General features: G+C 66.0%; 22 protein-coding genes and 1 tRNA gene. 16 read left to right on the top strand and 7 right to left on the bottom strand.

Translation table 11 applies throughout. The annotated features are described in order from the left end of the window. Window positions 1-59: 59 nt before the first annotated feature. Window positions 60-647, bottom strand: a complete 588-nt coding sequence (locus KPL74_15390; GenBank protein QWT19123.1) for an NTP transferase domain-containing protein — start codon at window positions 645-647, stop codon at window positions 60-62. A gap of 58 nt (window positions 648-705) precedes the next feature. Next, a complete protein-coding gene (locus KPL74_15385) occupies window positions 706-1767 on the bottom strand; it encodes an alpha/beta hydrolase (GenBank protein ID QWT19122.1) in 1062 nt (353 codons plus the stop codon). Window positions 1768-1935: 168 nt separating this feature from the next. On the opposite strand from KPL74_15385, the gene KPL74_15380 reads away from it, so the two are divergent. From KPL74_15380 to KPL74_15370, 3 genes are read left to right on the top strand one after another with little or no spacing between them, the layout of a single operon-like run. After that, window positions 1936-2391, top strand: coding sequence for a MarR family transcriptional regulator (locus KPL74_15380; GenBank protein QWT19121.1), 456 nt, complete (start codon window positions 1936-1938; stop codon window positions 2389-2391). Continuing rightward, on the top strand, window positions 2388-3788 hold the full coding sequence (locus KPL74_15375; protein ID QWT19120.1) for an MFS transporter: 1401 nt from the start codon (window positions 2388-2390) through the stop codon (window positions 3786-3788). Before KPL74_15380 ends, KPL74_15375 begins: the two co-directional genes overlap by 4 nt. A 12-nt stretch (window positions 3789-3800) precedes the next feature. Beyond that, on the top strand, window positions 3801-4352 hold the full coding sequence (locus KPL74_15370) for an isochorismatase family protein (protein QWT19119.1): 552 nt from the start codon (window positions 3801-3803) through the stop codon (window positions 4350-4352). A 36-nt stretch (window positions 4353-4388) separates the two neighbouring features. Here the strand turns inward: KPL74_15370 and KPL74_15365 are convergent, their stop codons facing one another. Then, complete coding sequence (locus tag KPL74_15365) at window positions 4389-5111, bottom strand: hypothetical protein (protein ID QWT19118.1); 723 nt, start codon at window positions 5109-5111, stop codon at window positions 4389-4391. A gap of 104 nt (window positions 5112-5215) precedes the next feature. On the opposite strand from KPL74_15365, the gene KPL74_15360 reads away from it, so the two are divergent. From KPL74_15360 to KPL74_15340, 5 genes are read left to right on the top strand one after another with little or no spacing between them, the layout of a single operon-like run. Beyond that, a complete protein-coding gene (locus KPL74_15360) occupies window positions 5216-5812 on the top strand; it encodes an aminodeoxychorismate/anthranilate synthase component II (GenBank protein ID QWT19117.1) in 597 nt (198 codons plus the stop codon). A gap of 21 nt (window positions 5813-5833) precedes the next feature. Beyond that, window positions 5834-6865, top strand: a complete 1032-nt coding sequence (gene trpD / locus KPL74_15355) for an anthranilate phosphoribosyltransferase (GenBank protein ID QWT19116.1) — start codon at window positions 5834-5836, stop codon at window positions 6863-6865. Between the two features lie 48 nt (window positions 6866-6913). Continuing rightward, window positions 6914-7759, top strand: a complete 846-nt coding sequence (trpC, locus tag KPL74_15350; GenBank protein ID QWT19115.1) for an indole-3-glycerol phosphate synthase TrpC — start codon at window positions 6914-6916, stop codon at window positions 7757-7759. 7 nt (window positions 7760-7766) lie between these two features. Next, window positions 7767-8471 carry a haloacid dehalogenase-like hydrolase gene (locus tag KPL74_15345; protein ID QWT19114.1) on the top strand — a complete coding sequence of 235 codons (705 nt, stop codon included), beginning with the start codon at window positions 7767-7769 and terminating at the stop codon, window positions 8469-8471. A gap of 42 nt (window positions 8472-8513) precedes the next feature. Further along, entirely contained in the window at window positions 8514-9464 is a 951-nt protein-coding gene (locus KPL74_15340; GenBank protein ID QWT19113.1) for a bifunctional helix-turn-helix transcriptional regulator/GNAT family N-acetyltransferase, read from the top strand. A gap of 28 nt (window positions 9465-9492) precedes the next feature. Here the strand turns inward: KPL74_15340 and crp are convergent, their stop codons facing one another. Beyond that, window positions 9493-10107: a cAMP-activated global transcriptional regulator CRP gene (gene crp, locus KPL74_15335; protein QWT22623.1), complete on the bottom strand. Its 615-nt coding sequence runs from the start codon at window positions 10105-10107 to the stop codon at window positions 9493-9495. A 419-nt stretch (window positions 10108-10526) separates the two neighbouring features. Between crp and speD the strand changes: the two genes are divergently transcribed. Beyond that, a complete protein-coding gene (speD, locus tag KPL74_15330) occupies window positions 10527-11312 on the top strand; it encodes an adenosylmethionine decarboxylase (protein QWT19112.1) in 786 nt (261 codons plus the stop codon). Between the two features lie 52 nt (window positions 11313-11364). Here speD and coq7 read toward each other — a convergent pair whose 3' ends face one another. Next, entirely contained in the window at window positions 11365-12006 is a 642-nt protein-coding gene (gene coq7 / locus KPL74_15325) for a 2-polyprenyl-3-methyl-6-methoxy-1,4-benzoquinone monooxygenase (protein ID QWT19111.1), read from the bottom strand. A 273-nt stretch (window positions 12007-12279) separates the two neighbouring features. Here coq7 and rplM point away from each other — a divergent pair, with 273 nt between their 5' ends. From rplM to KPL74_15310, 3 genes are all read left to right on the top strand, one after another. Then, window positions 12280-12708 carry a 50S ribosomal protein L13 gene (gene rplM, locus KPL74_15320; protein QWT19110.1) on the top strand — a complete coding sequence of 143 codons (429 nt, stop codon included), beginning with the start codon at window positions 12280-12282 and terminating at the stop codon, window positions 12706-12708. 9 nt (window positions 12709-12717) lie between these two features. After that, the gene (gene rpsI / locus KPL74_15315) at window positions 12718-13110 is read left to right on the top strand and encodes a 30S ribosomal protein S9 (GenBank protein QWT19109.1); all 393 of its coding nucleotides are present in this window, start codon (window positions 12718-12720) and stop codon (window positions 13108-13110) included. 66 nt (window positions 13111-13176) lie between these two features. Beyond that, window positions 13177-13250 (top strand) — tRNA-Gln (locus tag KPL74_15310). A gap of 98 nt (window positions 13251-13348) precedes the next feature. On the opposite strand, the gene KPL74_15305 is transcribed toward KPL74_15310, so the two are convergent. Further along, window positions 13349-13744 carry a DUF1311 domain-containing protein gene (locus tag KPL74_15305; protein ID QWT19108.1) on the bottom strand — a complete coding sequence of 132 codons (396 nt, stop codon included), beginning with the start codon at window positions 13742-13744 and terminating at the stop codon, window positions 13349-13351. Window positions 13745-13872: 128 nt separating this feature from the next. On the opposite strand from KPL74_15305, the gene KPL74_15300 reads away from it, so the two are divergent. From KPL74_15300 to KPL74_15285, 4 genes are all read left to right on the top strand, one after another. Then, a complete protein-coding gene (locus KPL74_15300; protein ID QWT19107.1) occupies window positions 13873-14394 on the top strand; it encodes a hypothetical protein in 522 nt (173 codons plus the stop codon). Beyond that, window positions 14391-14831, top strand: coding sequence for a hypothetical protein (locus KPL74_15295; GenBank protein QWT19106.1), 441 nt, complete (start codon window positions 14391-14393; stop codon window positions 14829-14831). Before KPL74_15300 ends, KPL74_15295 begins: the two co-directional genes overlap by 4 nt. A 51-nt stretch (window positions 14832-14882) precedes the next feature. Further along, window positions 14883-15269 (top strand): hypothetical protein, encoded by a 387-nt coding sequence (locus KPL74_15290; protein ID QWT19105.1) that lies wholly within the window; start codon window positions 14883-14885, stop codon window positions 15267-15269. 112 nt (window positions 15270-15381) lie between these two features. Continuing rightward, complete coding sequence (locus KPL74_15285; GenBank protein QWT19104.1) at window positions 15382-15537, top strand: hypothetical protein; 156 nt, start codon at window positions 15382-15384, stop codon at window positions 15535-15537. Window positions 15538-15591: 54 nt separating this feature from the next. Here the strand turns inward: KPL74_15285 and KPL74_15280 are convergent, their stop codons facing one another. Further along, window positions 15592-16557: an MASE1 domain-containing protein gene (locus tag KPL74_15280; GenBank protein QWT19103.1), complete on the bottom strand. Its 966-nt coding sequence runs from the start codon at window positions 16555-16557 to the stop codon at window positions 15592-15594. Window positions 16558-16647 lie beyond the last annotated feature (90 nt).

Here is a 16647-nt window from a genome sequence, read left to right as displayed (position 1 = left end):
ATGGCCCACCTCGCCGGCACTTCGCAAGCATCTGCGATCGCCGCGCCGATATGGCTAACTCAGCCGTCCAGCAGCCCTGCCGCCACCGCGTCTTCGACGTCGCGCGGCGTATCGAGCTTCCGGCCGAGGGCGTCGCGGCGCACGGCCGCCGGGTGCGCGCCGAGCCACAGCCGGCGTAGCGGAGCATTCGCGGCAAGCTCGGACGCGCTGGCCAGCGTCGTCGGGCGCAGTAGCGCGGGCGGTCCCACGTCGTCGCCGAACGCGGAAACGACATCGCAACTGCCGTCGTAGGCAACGAAGAGCTTTTCGAGGTGTTCCTGGGTGAGGCACGGCTGGTCGACGACGGTGAGCAGCACCGGATACGTGCGTCCAGCGAGCGCAGCGGCGGCGCGACGCAGCGACGATGCCAGGCCCTCTTCCCAGGTCGGGTTGAACAGGATCGTGGTCCCGGTGACCAGTGGCGCGAGCTCGTCGGCATGTGCCCCCAGCACGACCAGCAGCCGCGTCGGCCCCGTGGCCTTGGCCAACCGGACGGTGCGCTGCAGGAGCGTCTCGCCGGCGATGGTCAGCCGCTGTTTCGGGAACGGGAGCGAGCCGCTGCCATCGGCGGCGAGCACTACCGCGTCATGAGCCGCGCATCCACGCATGGGGCATCCTGGTCTGGCGAGGGAAACTGGGCGCAAAGCTAGCATGCCCGGCTACGATCTAGCTGGGTGGCGTTGACTTGACCGCTCTCGCCTGTGAGACCACATCGCGTATCGCATCGATGACGGCCGTGGGATGTTCGTTCTGGATGTAGTGGTGGCTATCGGGAACAAGGACGTCGCTGCCGCGCGTGGTGCGCGCGGCGAGTTCGTCGTTGCTCTGTTTCCACGCCGCCGAGATCTTTGCCTGGACGGGGCCGGGTAAGGCGGTCTGTTCGCTCAAGCCAGCGGAGAGCACGATCAGGGGCATGTCACCAAAGCCCGGATTCGCTTGCTGGAGCGCAAGCTCGCCGCCCGACATGCCGTGCTCCTTCGTCGGGTATGTGTCGAGCATCGCTGTCAGCAGGGCTTCCTGCTCCGTGGGACGGGCAAGCTGGGCGTTCAGTACCGCGTGTCTTCCGGCATCGGGACTCGGTGGGCTGTCCAGGCAGGACGCTTCGTCCTTCGCGGAAGGCTGCGTCAGCCGGCCCGCCCGCGCTTCCTCGAGGCAATGCCTCGCGTTTTCCACGTCACGGTCATCCGATGCGTACCAGGCCTTGCGCTGCACCGGTGACAGCAGTGCGGCGGCCATCTTGTCCGCGCCCACGGTGAATGGGTCGATCAGGACGATGCCGGCAACGTCCCTGGGATACGTCGATGCATACAGCGGCACATACAGGCCGCCGTCGGAGTGACCGACGAGGACGACGGCGCCGTGCGGGCTGATGGCCTGGACCAGCCGATGAAGGTCGGCGACGACGTTCATCGCGGTGGCCGGCCGGTTCGACGGATCGCTGAAGCCGATGCCGGCGCGGTCGTACGTGCAAGTCCGCGTCGTGGCCGCCACGGCGGGCTGCACCGAGCGGAAGCTGGCACTGTCATCGCCACCACCGGCTTCGAAGATAACGGTCGGCGAGCCGCTGCCCATGCAGAACACATTGAGACGGCGGCCGTGATCGATGTCGACGAGCCAGTGCGCGCGGGTGTACGCGCTGAGCGGTATCGCCTGAAGCGCGCGTCCGTCGGCATGGACGAGGCTGGCATACAACGCCAGTGCGACGAACGGCAGATGATGGAGCTTCATGGCGTCTCCTTCCGTGGTGGCGAGAGCGTAACGCATGTCAGGACCCCGCCCACCGCCGCGTGGGTTGGACCTGTCCGAGGACTCGCATCGTGGTCATCGCATGAAATTGCGAAGGCAAACTTGGAAGTTTAGCTTGCTAATACGGCAAGGGCGGCGTAGCGTGTCCGCATGCCCAAGAAACCGCCGTCCCCCGTCGATATCGCCGCCAGTGACCTGCTCACGGCCTGTGGCCTGCTGGTGCGCCGCGTGCGTGCCGAGTCGAACAACCTTGGCCTGACCTGGTCGCAGGCTGCGGTGCTTGCACGACTGGAAATGGGTGGCCCGACGTCGACGGCCGACCTCGCCCGCGCCGAAGCGGTGAAACCGCAGTCGATGGGCGTCACGCTGGCGACGATGGAACAGGATGGCCTGGTGGCACGCGAGCCGCATCCGACCGATGGCCGCCAGTTCCTGTTCGCCCTGACGACGGAAGGCAAGGACGCGCGGCGGCGCACGCGCGAGGCGAAACATGCATGGCTGACCGAGGCCATCGCACGGCTTTCTCCGCACGACCGGGATGACCTCGCGGTCGCGGCGCGGGTGATCCGCAACCTCGCGGAAACGAGTACGCAGGATCCGGCGTGAGCATCCAGGCGGGTACGCAGGCCGGCGGCGCGAAGCCGTTCGGCTTCCGATTCATCGTGCCGCTGGCGCTGGGGTCGTGCCTTAACCCGATCAATTCCACGATGATCGCGACGGCGCTGGTGCCGCTCGCGACGGCGTTCCACGCGTCGGTCGCGCAGACCGGCTGGCTGATTGCGGCGCTTTATCTGTGCTGCGCGGTCGCGCAACCAACGCTTGGCCGCGTGGCCGACCTCGTGGGTGCCCGGCGTGTGTACATCGTCTCGCTGGTGCTGGTGATGATCGCGGGATTCGCGGGACGCGTCGCGCCTTCGCTGGGCTGGCTGGTGGGCGTGCGCGTCCTGCTTGGCATCGGCACGTCCGGTGCGTATCCATCGGCCATGCGCCTGTTTCGCGAACGCGCCGACGCGACCGGCAGCCCACCCCCGCGCACCGCGATGGGCGTGCTCTCGCTGATGGGCGTGGCCACCGCCGCCGTCGGCCCGGTGCTCGGCGGCGTATTGACCGGTGCCTTCGGTTGGCATGCGATCTTCACGGTAAACATCCCGCTGGCGCTGCTGACCCTGGTGCTCGTGCTGGCATGGGTGCCCGCCGATCCACCGCGGCGCGAGCGCCGCTCGCTGTGGCGTGAGCTGGACCTACCCGGCATCGTCCTGTTCTCGGGTGCGCTGCTCGCGCTGATGGTGTTCCTGCTCGACGTGGACCATCCGCGCTGGCTTGCCTTGCCGATCGCCGCCGTGCTCGGTGGTGTGCTTGCATGGCACTCGTTGCGCCGGAGCAACCCGTTCATCGACCTGCGCATGCTGGCGAACCACGTGCCACTCAGCGTGACCTACCTGCGCGCCGCGCTCGCGTTCACCTTCGTCTACTGCATCTTCTACGGCTTCGCGCAGTGGGTGGAGAGCGCCGGTGGCTACTCCGCCGCGCAGGCGGGGCTCGCCACGGTGCCGCTGTCCGTGCTTGCCGGCGCCTCGTCGATCCTGGGTGCGCGCACCCGCGGCCTGCGCGGACCCTTCCTGTTGGGCTTCGGCTGCGCGATCGTGGGCTGCGTCGCCGTGGCCTTCATCGATGCATCGTCGCCGTTGTGGGTGATGGCCGCCGCCGTCGCGTTGTTCGGCGTGCCGCAGGGCCTGGTCTCGGTCACGACGCAGGCGGCCGTGTTCGTCCAGGCACCGGCCGAACAGATGGGCGCCGCCTCCGGCCTGCAACGCACGGCGACCTATATCGGTGCCATCGCCGCCACGGCGGTCATCGGCGTGTCGTACGGCCATCGCCCCACCGACCACGGACTGCACATGCTGGCCTATGTGATGGCGGGCCTCGCCGTGCTCCTGTTCGTCGCCACCCTGTTCGACCGCACGCTGCCGCGGGCGGAAAACCTCTCCCAACCCCACCCCTGAAGGAGCCTCACCATGGCACTTACCCAACTCGACGCGAATGCCGCGCTGATCGTCATCGACCTGCAGCAGGGCATCGTCAGCCTCCCGGTCGCCGAAGCCGCGGGCCCGATCGTGGAACGTTCCGCGTCGGTCGCCCGTGCGTTCCGCAAGAGCAACCGTCCGGTCGTGCTCGTCAATGTCGATGCCGGCGCCCCGGGCCGTACCGACACGGGCGTGCCGCAGATCCCGCAGGGCCCGGACTTCAAGGCGATCGTGCCGGAACTCGAGCAGGCGTCGTCGGATCATCTCGTCACGAAGAAGCGCTGGGGCGCGTTCCAGACCACCGACCTCGACGCGCACCTCCGCGGCAAGGGCGTCGAGCAGGTGGTGATCCTCGGCATCGCCACCAGCATCGGCGTGGAATCCACCGCGCGCTACGCGAGTGAGCTTGGCTACAACGTCGTGCTCGTCACCGATGCGATGACCGACCTCAGCGCCGACGCCCACCACAACAGCGTCACCCGAATCTTCCCGCGCCTGGGCGAGACCACCACGACCGCCGAGCTGCTCGCAAAGATCGGCTGATCCAAGCCACCGGCGCACCGGTGGCGCCAGCCGGCGTCACCGGTGCGCGGCGTCGTCATCGTCGGCCGACAGGCCGTGGCCGATGCCGAGCCCTGCACCGGCGCCCGCGGCCATACCGCCGCCCATGCCGCCGCCGCCCCCACCCCCACCCCCACCGCCGCCACCGCCACCACCGCCCTTGCCGCCGCCTTCGCCAGAACCGCCGCCCTTGCCGCCCTGGCCTGCCGTGCGTGCCGGTCCCTGCTTCGGAATCGGCACGCTGGCCGGGATCGGATCCAGGTCGAGCACTTCGCGGATGAAGTCGCGCAGGGAGATCACCAGCTCGTCGGTGTGGATCGGCCGGCCGGCGACCAGCTCGTTCGCCGCGCGCGCGGCGAGTTCCACCTGGCGCTCCGTGCCCAGCAACACGATGTCCGACAACGCGGCTTCCACGGCATCGCGGATCCGGCGTGCCCGGTCGTTGCCTGCCGCCGCGGGCAGTGCGAGTGCCGCGGCCGGATCGCTGGCGACGCGGTCGCGCAGTTCCCGCAGGTGGGTCGGATCGACCGCGAGGTTGCCGGTGAACGACCCGCCCAGCGTCTTGTAGGCGGCGATCAGCGTGCGCAGCCGCTCGTTGATCTGCCGGTTGGCCCGCTCGCGCCGCTGCTGCACCGTCTGCATCGCCAGCAGGCGGATGCCCACGCCGATGAGGGTGATGATCGCCAGGCCGACCAGGGTCGACAGGAGGCCCTGCCAGGAGCTGAAGTCGAGGTTGCGCATGGGTTCGTCCTTGGGATCGTCGGCTCATCGTACGGATCGGGGCTCATGGCGATGTGAGCTAGAATGGTCGACCCCGACCCCCGTTCGACCCGGCAGGCCACGCCATGCTCCTGATGATCGACAACTATGACTCGTTCACCTTCAACCTCGTCCAGTACCTGGGCGAGCTGGGGCAGGAGGTCAAGGTGGTGCGCAACGATGCGCTGACCGTCGCCGATATCCGCGCGCTGAAGCCGTCGCGGATCATGATTTCGCCGGGGCCGGGCACGCCCGACGACTCGGGCGTGTCGATCGACATCCTCAGGGAGCTGGCCGGCGAGTTGCCGATCTTCGGCGTCTGCCTCGGCCACCAGGCCATCGGCCAGGTCTTCGGCGGCAAGGTGATCCGGGCCCGCGAAATCATGCACGGCAAGACCTCTCCGGTGAAACACCTGGGCAAGGGTGTCTTCGCCGGCTTGCCCAACCCGTTCGAAGCCACGCGCTACCACTCGCTGGTGGTGGAAAAGGGTTCGGTGCCGGATTGCCTCGAAGTCACCGCATGGACCGAACGCGAGGACGGCTCGATCGACGAGATCATGGGCCTGCGCCACCGCACGCTGGATATCGAAGGCGTGCAGTTCCACCCCGAATCGATCCTTACCCAGCACGGCCACGACCTGCTGCGTAACTTCCTCGGCATGCCGCTGCCGCTCGCTGCCTGATCCACCGCCTTGGGACGTTCCATGCCGATTACCGCATCCGAGGCGCTACAGCGCACCATCGAACACCGCGAGATCTTCCACGACGAGATGATCGAGCTGATGCACCAGATCATGCGTGGCGATGTCAGCCCGCTGATGACGGCGGCGATCCTCACCGGCCTGCGCGTGAAGAAGGAAACGGTGGGCGAGATCACCGGCGCGGCCCGCGTGATGCGCGACCTGTCGGCGAAGGTCGATGTGCAGCCACATCCGCATTTCATCGACATCGTCGGCACCGGCGGTGACGGCGCGTCGTCGTTCAACATTTCCACGGCCTCCATGTTCGTCGCCGCCGCCGCCGGTGCGCGCGTGGCGAAGCACGGCGGTCGCAGCGTGTCGTCCAAGTCCGGCAGTGCGGACGTGCTCGAGGCGCTCGGTGCGCGCATCGAACTGCTGCCGGCCCAGGTGGCCGTGTGCATGGAAGAGGTGGATATCGGTTTCATGTTCGCGCCGAACCACCATCCCGCGATGAAGGTCGTGGCGCCGGTGCGTCGCGAGATGGGCGTGCGCACCATCTTCAACATCCTCGGCCCGCTGACCAATCCCGCGGGCGCGCAGAACATCCTCATGGGCGTGTTCCATCCGGACCTCGTCGGTATCCAGGTGCGTGCCCTGCAGGCCCTCGGGGCGAAGCATGCCCTGGTGGTCTGGGGCCGGGACGGCATGGACGAAATCTCCCTTGGCGCGGCCACGCTGGTCGGCGAGCTGCGTGACGGCAAGGTCAGCGAATACTCGGTGGAACCGGAGGATTTCGGCCTGGCGATGGCCTCCAGCCGCAACCTGCGGGTCGAAAATGCCGACGAGTCCCGGGCCATGTTGCTCGATGCGATCTCCGGCGTGCCCGGCGTGCCGCACGACATCGTCTGCCTCAACGCCGGCGCGGCCCTTTACACTGCCGACGTGGCGCCGAGCATCCAGGCCGGCATCGACCTGGCCCGGTCGACCATTGCAAGCGGCGCCGCTCGTGTAAAATTGGACGCCTTCGTGGCCGCGACGCAGCGGCTCGGTGCCTGATATCGTCGGGTTATTCCCCACCCCGGCCTTACCCTAGGAACGATAGCGATGCCCGACATCCTCCACCGCATCCTCGACCGCAAGCTGGAAGAGATCGCCGAGCGCAGCCGCAAGCACTCGATGGACGACCTCGCCGCACAGGTGGCCGACCTCGAGGAAACCCGTGGCTTCGTCGCTGCCATCGACGCGCGCCTTTACGAAGGCAAGCCCGCGGTGATCGCCGAGGTGAAGAAGGCCAGTCCCAGCAAGGGGCTGATCCGTGCCGATTTCGATCCGGCGCAGATCGCCCGCAGCTATGAGGCCGGCGGCGCCACCTGCCTGTCCGTGCTCACCGATGCCGATTTCTTCCAGGGCCACGAGGACTACCTCCGCCAGGCGCGCGAGGCATGCAACCTGCCGATCCTGCGCAAGGATTTCATCATCGACGAATACCAGGTGTACGAAGCGCGCGTGATCGGTGCCGACTGCATCCTGCTGATCGTGTCCGCCTTCGGCTCCAAGGGCAGCGACGGTGACATGGTCTACGACGAAGGCCGCCTTACCGAGCTGTCGATGCTGGCCGCCGAGCTCGACCTCGACGTGCTGGTGGAAGTGCACAACGAAGACGAGCTGGAAGTCGCGCTGGGCATGCCCGCCCCGCTGATCGGCGTGAACAACCGCAACCTGCGCACCTTCGAGACCTCGCTCGGCACCTCGCTGAAGCTGAAGGACCGGGTGGGCCCGGACACCGCCATCGTGGCCGAATCCGGCATCCACACGCCGGAAGACGTGCGCACCCTGCGCGAAAAGGGCATCCACACCTTCCTGGTCGGCGAAGCGTTCATGCGCGCGGCCGACCCCGGTGCCGAGCTGCAGAAACTGTTCGGGGTGCATGCCCCGCACCAACGGCACTGAGTAGCGCATGGCACAGGGGAACGAGGCGGCGGTGACCGATACCGCCGTCGACGCACGGCGCGTCGCGTTGTTCGATTTCGATGGCGTGATCGTGCGCCACCAGACACTGGAGCTGTATTACCGCGAACGCCTGGCCGGCTTCGGCCGCTGGCGCCTGCTGCTCGCGCTCCCGTACCTGCCGTTCATTCCGTTCATGCTGCGCTCCATGGCCGGCACCCGGATCCTTGGGCGGGTCTTCCTTCGTGTCGTCACCTTCGGCCGGACGGAAGCCAACTACAGGCGCTTGGTCACGGCCTTCGGGCGCACGTATGCGCGCCGGCCGGGTGTCTTCGTGCGCGACGGCGTGGCCACCCTGCGCCGGCACATCGAGGCGGGCGACCGTGTCCTGATCGTGACCGGCAACGATGGCACCCTGGTCCAGGCGATCCTCGACGAGGTGGGCCTCACCGGTGCCGAGCTGCTCGCCTCGGAAGTCCGCGGTGGGCTGTTCGGCGTGCACTTCGTCCGCCATAACGTCGAAGGCGTGAAAGTGCGGACGGTGGAGCGTGCGGGCATCGCACGGCCGTGGGCCGTGGCCTATGGCGACTCCACGTCCGACCTGGCCATGCTCAAGGCGGCCGATGCGGCGAAGCTGGTCAACCCCAGTGCGCGCACGCTGAAGAAGATGCGCAAGCCCCTGGGCGAGAAGCTTGAGGTGCTGGGGTGGTACTGAGGTAACCTGAGGTTTCCCCGCCCCCCACCGACTGGATACACGATGTACCTGTCTTCCCTGCGCGAGCTGGCCATTGGCAGCCGCCTCAAGGCCCTGAGCGACTATTTCTACCAGGCGGTCGACGAGGTCTACCGGGCGAGCGGGGCGGGTATCGAATCACGCTGGTTCCCCGTGCTGCGCTTCCTGCGCGACGTCGGCCCGACCACGGTGACCGAGGTGGCCTCGGCGATCGGCCAGACCCATTCGGCGGTGAGCCAGCTGGCCGATCGGCTGGTCGATGCCGGCATGGTGGTGCGCCAGCGCGACCCGGCCGACGGCCGCCGCAGCGTGCTCGCGCTTACCGATGCGGGTGAGCGCGCCCTGGGTGCGCTGGGCCCGGTGTGGCTGGCCTTGCGTCGTGGCATGGCCGAGTCGCTGGGGCCGCGCATGCTCGACCTGCTCGATGCCATCGACGGTTGCGAACAGGCCCTGGCCTCGCGTCCGCTGGTCGACGCCGTGCTGGGGCAACGCGCCGCGCTGGACCGCGCCGGCGTCGAGGTCGTGCCCTGGGAGGCGGCGCATGCCGACCATTTCCGTCGCTTGAACCAGCAGTGGCTCGAACGGCATTTCCGCGTGGAAGACGTGGATCGCGCCCTGTTCGCCGACCCCGAGGGCCATGTGATTGCCCCCGGCGGGGCGATTTTCTTTGCGTCGTACGCGGGCGAGATCATCGGCACCTGTGCCTTGCTGCACGAGGGCGACGGTACCTACGAGCTGTCGAAGATGGGCGTGGACGAGAATTTCCGCGGGCTTGGCGCGGGCCGGAAGCTGCTCGACGCGGCGATCGGCGCCTGGCGCGAGCGCGGGGGCAAGCATCTGTTCCTGGAATCGAACAGCCGCCTCGGCCGGGCGCTGGGCATGTATGAGCGGGCCGGCTTCCGGCGCCAACCCGCGATCCGCCCGGGCTCGCATTACGAGCGGGCGGACGTTTACATGGTCTTCGAAGGCCCCTGAGCGGCCCCGTTGGGCCGCGTCGTCGTCGTCAGCGGGTGCCGCGGACGACGATCGTCTTGCCGGCGACGTCGATCATGCGCTCTTCCTCGAGCTGCTTGAGCACGCGGCCGACCATTTCTCGCGAGCAGCCCACGATCCGGCTGACTTCCTGCCGGGAGATGCGGATCTGCGTGCCATCGGGGTGGGTCATGGCGTCCGGCTCCTGGCACAGGTCCAGGAGGGTGCGCGAAACCCGGTTGGTGACGTCCATGAAGGCCATGCGGCTGACCTGGCGCGAGGTGCGCAGGAGTCGATGGGTCAGTTGCGACCCTATGGCAAACAACAACTTGGGGCATTCCGCGGCGAGCGGGCCTTCCAGCAGCTGGAACAGGCGCTCGTAGCTGATTTCGGCCATTTCCACGGCCGTGCGCGTGCGGACCAGCGATTCGCGCTGTGCCTGCTCGACGAATAGCCCCATTTCCCCGATGAACTGGCCACGGTTGATGTAGGCAAGGATCAGCTCACGGCCCTCTTCGTCTTCCGTGCAGACGGCAAGCGAGCCTTCGACCACGTAGTAGAGGGTGTTCGCCGGATCGCCGGGGCGGATGATCGCCGTCTTGCCGGGATACCGGCGACGGTGGCATGCGTCCAGGAAACGGCCCATGGCGGTGGGATCCGGCGCGAAGCTCAGCGGAGCCTGCGACCGTTCGAACGCCTGTTGCAACAGATATTTGAGTTGAGCCACTGCAGATTCCGTTGAGCCTCAATGGCATGGCGTCCCCTTCAGCAGCCTTCCGACGGTTTTCCGTCAGGCGTCGCCGACTTGCCATGTCCCCGGCGGATTATTGCAGACAAACGGCGGGCAAAATCCACCATAAATGACGATCTGCCCCAAGTTGTTCAAATCCTCGCCACTTTGCCCCATAATTTTACCCCCTCGGTGCGGGCCCCTTGTCTCAGGCCGTACATAAACGAGAGGCAGACTGGTCGTCTGGCTGTAATCCAACTCAATCTTTTGTTGCGGGGACCCTTGCTGCTAACCCGTGTCTGCTGCTGGCCGTCAACCGGCCTCGGAGAGTCGCTGTGGTCAAACCGCTTCCCCGCCTTCGCCTCCAGGGTTTCAATAACCTCACCAAGGCGCTGAGCTTCAACATCTATGACATCTGCTACGCCGTCTCGGAGCAGCAGCGCCAGAACTACATCGAATACATCGATGAACAGTACGACGCTGACCGCCTGACCCAGATCCTGACGGACGTGGCCGAGATCATCGGCGCGAACATCCTGAACATCGCGCGCCAGGACTATGACCCGCAGGGCGCGTCGGTCACCATCCTCATTTCCGAGGAGCCGGTGGTCGAGAAGCTCGGCCGCGACACCATTTCCGGTGCCGTCGTCGCGCACATGGACAAGAGCCACATCACCGTCCACACGTATCCGGAAACGCATCCGCACAACGGCATCGCGACCTTCCGCGCCGATATCGACGTGGCGACCTGCGGCGTGATCTCGCCGCTGAAGGCCCTGAACTACCTGATCGACAGCTTCGAGTCCGACATTGTCATCGCCGATTACCGCGTGCGCGGTTTCACCCGCGACGTGAAGGGCAAGAAGCACTTCATCGACCACAAGATCAATTCCGTGCAGGACTACCTGGCCAAGCACATCCGCCAGAAGTACGAAATGTTCGACGTGAACGTCTACCAGGAAAACATCTTCCACACGAAGATGCACATCAAGGACTTCGACCTCGACACGTATCTGTTCGAGGCCCAGGCCGACGATCTGTCGTTCAAGGAGCGCCAGCGCATCGAATCGCTGCTCCGCCGCGAGATCGAAGAGCTCTTCCACGGCCGCAACCTGATGTGACGAAAAGCCCCGCGAAAGCGGGGTTTTTTTTGGCCAGGCGATCGGGCTTGCGTCAGAACCGATAAGCGACGGCCTTCATCACCGCCGACGCGGCATGCATCAGGCGCGGGATGGGGAAGGGCAGGTCGATGCCGCCGCGCGCTTGTGCGGCGTCGGCGTGGCGGATCTCGTCTTCCTGCATCTGGCGAAGGATGGCGCGCGAGCGGTCGTCCTGGGCCGGGAGTCGCTCCAGGTGCTCGGCAAGGTGGACCTCCACCTGGCGCTCGGTCTCGACCACGAAACCCAGGCTGATCGGATCGCCCACGGCGGCCGCGACCACGCCGATGGCGTAGCTGCCGGCGTACCACAGGGGGTTGAGCAGGCTGGGGCGGCTATCCAGTTGCTTCAGGCGCTCGGCGCACCAGGCCAGGTGGTCGGTTTCTTCCTGGGCCGCGTGGAGCAGGTGCTGGCGGGTCTCGTCGGTGCGGGCGAGGGCCGCCTGGCCCACGTAGAGCGCCTGCGCGCAGACCTCGCCCACGTGGTTGATCCGCATCAGGCCGGCCGCGTGGCGGCGCTCGGCCTCGTCCATCGGGGCATCGGCGACGGCATCGCCGGGTGACCGGCGCAGGGCCTCGGGCGACCCGGCAACGGCCTCCATGGCGCGTTCCACGCCCGCCAGCAGGCGGTCGAGGGGGGTGAGGGTGCGGATGGACACAGGCGGCTCCTTTGAAGAGGGGGACCCATACACGTTACAATGCCGGACCCCCTCGACGGGGCGCATGCACTGCGGCCGCTTGTCGCGCAGCGCGCGCCTGTCACTGGCAGGGCTTGTGTAAAGACGGCGTCATTCTGCTATGATTGTCGGCCCGAAGCTCACCTGTCAGGTGGGCTTGCGCGATGCAGGATAAATCGATATTCTCTCGCGTCTTTGCTTTCACCGATTCCGTGTTCCGTCCCTTTGCCGGGCGGCAAACCAGGTATTTTCGAAATGAAAACGTTCAGCGCCAAGCCGGAGACCGTCAAGCGCGATTGGTTCGTGATTGATGCCACGAACAAGACGCTCGGTCGTCTGTCGACCGAAGTCGCCCGCCGTCTCCGCGGCAAGCATAAGCCCGAGTTCACCCCGCACGTCGACACCGGCGATTACATCGTCGTGATCAACGCTGAGAAGGTGGCTGTCACCGGTGCGAAGCTGGACGACAAGATGTACCACCGCTTCACCGGCTACGTCGGCAACCTGAAGACCACCAGTCTGAAGGACCTGCTCGCGTCGCACCCGGAGCGCGTGATCGAGATCGCCGTCAAGGGCATGCTGCCGAAGAACCCGCTGGGTCGCGCCATGTACCGCAAGCTCAAGGTGTACGGCGGTGCCGAGCACCCGCACACTGCCCAGCAGCCGCAGCAGCTGGATATCTAAGGAATCGCCATGGCTACCCAGCAGAATTACGGTACCGGTCGTCGCAAGACCTCGTCCGCCCGCGTGTTCCTTCGTAAGGGCACCGGTGGCATCGTCGTCAACGGCAAGCCGCTCGACATCTTCTTCGGCCGCGAAACCTCGCGCATGATCGTCCGTCAGCCGCTTGAGCTGACCGAGAACAGCGAGAAGTTTGATATCATGGTCACGGTTGCTGGCGGTGGTATCACCGGCCAGGCCGGCGCCATCCGCCTCGGCATCGCCCGCGCCCTCGTCGAATACGACGAAGCGCTGAAGTCGCCGCTGCGCAAGGCTGGTTTCATGACCCGCGACGCCCGCGAAGTCGAGCGTAAGAAGGTCGGTCTCCACAAGGCTCGCCGCGCAACGCAGTTCTCGAAGCGCTAAACCCTTTCGGGTTTACGTTTCAAAAATCGACGGTTCACGGTCAGAGCGCGTCGATTCCCAGGTTATTGGGAGATCGTCTAACGGTAGGACAACGGACTCTGACTCCGTTTATCTAGGTTCGAATCCTAGTCTCCCAGCCAAACCGGAAAGGGCCCTGAGAAATCAGGGCCCTTTTTCTTTGTGCGTCAGGAGCTGAAGTGGGATCCACTCCTGTGGTGCTCGTGGGGAATGAGGGGGATTACTTGAGACGACCCTCCAGGACCGCAGCGCGGGCCGCCGTCTGGTCGAGTCGGCATTGGTTGCTATCCAGCAGACTGACTGTCCCGCCACCGACGTCGGGAACGCAGGTCTTGTCGCGCGCCGCTATCCACGCACGTTCTTCGTCGCGCAGTGCCATACGCTGGGCAGGGCCCACACTCTTGCGCAGGCGTTGATACGCGGAGTTCAACCGCTTGTCCTGGTAATCGTGCTCATTGCCGATGCAGTTGTTTAGCGCCAGCGTCACGCCGCGGGCGGCTTTGACGCAGGTGTAGTAGCTCGGCTGCAACGGCGTATCGGCGGCGGACGCGTCTTGGCCGCGCGCGGCCGTGAAGGCCATGAGGAAGAGTCCGGGTCCGACAATCCAGCGGGTCATGTGGGGATATTCCTGCGCAATGAATGGATGAGGGCACGACCGCTAGGGCCGGGACGGCAGCGTGACCCCGGGGTCGTTCGTGTGAAGATATCCATTCCCGATAACTGGAAGTGTCTGGAGGGCCTTCAGTGATCAAGTCGAAGCGGTTCATATTTTTCGGCGTGGCTGGCTTGATGCTCGCTTCCATGTCATCAGCGAAAGCCGCCTGTATGGACGGTCACCCCAGCGTCCGGTCCGAGCTGAAGGATAGCCAGATGATCGTGGTCGGCACGGCCACGGAGGAGCATGTGGTGCCGGATCCGGACGATCCCGAGGGCTACATCTTCACCATCTATGTCATCCATGTCAGTGAGGTCCTGAAGGGCCCCAAGGTCGATACCTTCTGGCTCTATTCGGAAAACACAACGGCACGCTACCCGATGGATTTAGGGGTACCGAATCTGCTCTTTGTTGAAACACTCCCCGATAACAACTACGTCAGCAGTTGCGGCAACTCAGGGCCCATGGAAGAGCGCGGCAAGGTTTACCGCACGGTAAAAAAGTTGGTGTCGAACAGTCCCGAGCCTGCCGCACGCTCGTCTCACCCTGCCAACGGTGACGCGAAGGATGCCGGGCACGCAGGGGCAAATTTGTCGAGGACCATGCCATGACGCATCGACACTGGCCGTTCCTTGCGGGCGTTATAGGGGCGATCTTGTTCCTTGGGGGCACCGCATCCGCGGAGGTATGTCCGGGCGTCAAACCGTCAGTTGAGCAAGAACTGCGCTCCAGCTCGATGGTGGTCGTGGGCACGGCTACGGAGGCGCACAAGGTTCCGAGCTGGACGAGCGGGTATGCCTATACGATCTACGTGGTCCATGTGGACGAGGCCATACATGGAACTGCCTCCAAGAGCTTCTGGCTCTACTCGCCCACGACGGCCGAGTATCCGATGACGGTCGGCGTGCCTCACATCCTGTTCGTCCATCACAAGCCTATGGAGGATGTGGTGGATCGGTGCGGCAACTCCGCACCCTTAGGTCACGCTGGGGACACCTATCGAGCAGCGAAAGCAGCTGCCAACACGCCGGATCATGCGACGCCTTAGCGCCGCGTGTCTCGCCCATCCTGATCGCCGAATCGTCGGAGGATGATTCAAATGTCGAGACACCTCATCTTTCTACTCGTCATGGCGACATGTTCGGCCATGGTCGGTTGTGGCGACGACCGGGCGGTGGTGTGGGAGGCTCACGTCAAGGCGCCAGACGGACACTACCGGGTCAACGCTCAGACCATTCAACAGAGTGGCCCCGGCAACGCGGCGCTGTCTACGCGGGTGAAGCTGAGTCAGCGAGATGACGACGAGGGTGACGACATTCTCGACCTCTCGCACAGCCAGATGGCAGAGGTCATCAATGGGCCAGTGAAGGTCGTGTGGTTGGACAACACAACGCTTCGGTTGGAGTTCGTTCCCTCCAGCCACGTCGATTTTCAGGCGATAAAGGCGGCAGCGGTCACGATCGACGCAGTCCCTATGCCGCAGTAAGCGATTACCGAAAATGCCGGAAACGTGCCTATCGGCTTCTGCCGAAAGCACAGGCGTTTCCTTGCGCGGCTCGGATACGCTGGCGACTCCACCAACCGTCAGGAGTTCCGCCATGCGTATCGTCAATCGTGCCGCCCTCGTCCTCGCCCTCGTCGTTGCTTCGGCCGCCGCTTCCGCCACCGTGCCGACGGCACACCAGCAGGCTGGCGTGCAGAAAGTCGTCGTCGAGCCGTGCAACCCGCTGATCTGCTCGGTGAAGGCTCGCTAGGAGCCAGGGGCACACATCGGGCGGGGGCGACGATCGCCCTCGCCCGGGTCCTGGTCAGTGACGAGGAACCCGTGCGGTGGCCGGCGTGGCCATGGTGCGTGCCTTTGCGCGCGTGAGCAGGGCGCCGGAAACCGCCAGGGCCAGGATCGACTGGGCCTGCAGCGTGGCCGGATCGACCAGCAGCCCGGAAGCGGTGAGGGCCAGGGCGATGCTCGCGGCCATGCCGCCGACGGCGGTGCCGTGCCAGCCGTGCCGCCAGGCCAGGCCAAGTGTAGGCGCGATCAGGAACAGGCGTGCAGCCTGGCGCACGCCGTCGTCGTGCGTCGTGACCGCGATAAGGGTCAGTGCAGCGGCGGCGGGAAGGGCCCAGCCGAGCAGGTCGCGGAGCAGGGGGCTACGCCAGATCACGCGCCAGGAAAGCGGCTTGCCACCCAGGGCGCGGAAGCGCTCGTGCATCGCCAGCACGACGGGTGTCAGGGTCAGGGCACCAAGGAAGGCACCCAGGGTGTAAGCAAGGAAGTAACCGGCGGGGCCGGTACTCGGATCCGGCCACGCGCCGGTCGGGGTGTTGAGGATGGCCGAGAAGGCCGTCAGCAAAGTCGCCGCCGAGGTGATGAAGGCCGAGCCCAGCGCAGCGCCGAGGATCAGCGGCATCCGGACCTGGCCGCGCTCGTCGTGGAGCGACCAGCGCCTGGTCAAAGGCTTGAGCAGCGCCATCCACAGCACGACCATCGGCACCGATGCCGAGACCGCCCAGGGCAGGCCGAGGTCAGGCTCGTGGATCGCGGCCGACTCGAGCAGCGGCAGGGCTTCGCCGAGTGCCAGCGCAGGCCAGTAACGGACGGGAAGCAGGAGCAGGGCGGCCAGGCGAAGGCCGGCGGTGAGCATCCATTGCGGGAACGAGACGTACCGGGCCAGCTCGTAGGTCGCGCCGTAGGCCGCCGCGACCGCAAGGTGCCGCCCCCACCGTTGCCAGTAGGTTGCGTGGGTCGCCCAGTGCTTGGTCGAGCCTCCGTTCACGCCCCTGCGTTCCTTAGATGGATGAGGTCCGTCGTGTTCGCAGAGCATGCCACGTTCCGGGTCGCAATTTCTCTGCGAATTTCTACTACC

This window comes from Bacillus sp. NP157 (genome assembly GCA_018889975.1).
Classification (GTDB): domain Bacteria; phylum Pseudomonadota; class Gammaproteobacteria; order Xanthomonadales; family Rhodanobacteraceae; genus Luteibacter.
The sequence above is the reverse complement of the archived record's forward strand: the minus strand, read 5'-3'. Positions and strand labels throughout refer to the sequence as shown.

Excerpts from the sequence above, each read along its gene's own strand:
- KPL74_15340 (QWT19113.1), top strand. The coding sequence starts at position 8,514 with ATGTACCTGTCTTCCCTGCGCGAGCTGGCCATTGGCAGCCGCCTCAAG.
- KPL74_15295 (QWT19106.1), top strand. The coding sequence starts at position 14,391 with ATGACGCATCGACACTGGCCGTTCCTTGCGGGCGTTATAGGGGCGATC.
- KPL74_15290 (QWT19105.1), top strand. The coding sequence starts at position 14,883 with ATGTCGAGACACCTCATCTTTCTACTCGTCATGGCGACATGTTCGGCC.
- trpD (QWT19116.1), top strand. The coding sequence starts at position 5,834 with ATGCCGATTACCGCATCCGAGGCGCTACAGCGCACCATCGAACACCGC.
- KPL74_15370 (QWT19119.1), top strand. The coding sequence starts at position 3,801 with ATGGCACTTACCCAACTCGACGCGAATGCCGCGCTGATCGTCATCGAC.
- KPL74_15285 (QWT19104.1), top strand. The coding sequence starts at position 15,382 with ATGCGTATCGTCAATCGTGCCGCCCTCGTCCTCGCCCTCGTCGTTGCT.
- rplM (QWT19110.1), top strand. The coding sequence starts at position 12,280 with ATGAAAACGTTCAGCGCCAAGCCGGAGACCGTCAAGCGCGATTGGTTC.
- KPL74_15385 (QWT19122.1), bottom strand. The coding sequence starts at position 1,767 with ATGAAGCTCCATCATCTGCCGTTCGTCGCACTGGCGTTGTATGCCAGC.
- KPL74_15305 (QWT19108.1), bottom strand. The coding sequence starts at position 13,744 with ATGACCCGCTGGATTGTCGGACCCGGACTCTTCCTCATGGCCTTCACG.
- crp (QWT22623.1), bottom strand. The coding sequence starts at position 10,107 with ATGGGCCGTTTCCTGGACGCATGCCACCGTCGCCGGTATCCCGGCAAG.
- trpC (QWT19115.1), top strand. The coding sequence starts at position 6,914 with ATGCCCGACATCCTCCACCGCATCCTCGACCGCAAGCTGGAAGAGATC.
- KPL74_15365 (QWT19118.1), bottom strand. The coding sequence starts at position 5,111 with ATGCGCAACCTCGACTTCAGCTCCTGGCAGGGCCTCCTGTCGACCCTG.
- rpsI (QWT19109.1), top strand. The coding sequence starts at position 12,718 with ATGGCTACCCAGCAGAATTACGGTACCGGTCGTCGCAAGACCTCGTCC.
- KPL74_15360 (QWT19117.1), top strand. The coding sequence starts at position 5,216 with ATGCTCCTGATGATCGACAACTATGACTCGTTCACCTTCAACCTCGTC.
- KPL74_15380 (QWT19121.1), top strand. The coding sequence starts at position 1,936 with ATGCCCAAGAAACCGCCGTCCCCCGTCGATATCGCCGCCAGTGACCTG.
- KPL74_15390 (QWT19123.1), bottom strand. The coding sequence starts at position 647 with ATGCGTGGATGCGCGGCTCATGACGCGGTAGTGCTCGCCGCCGATGGC.
- KPL74_15345 (QWT19114.1), top strand. The coding sequence starts at position 7,767 with ATGGCACAGGGGAACGAGGCGGCGGTGACCGATACCGCCGTCGACGCA.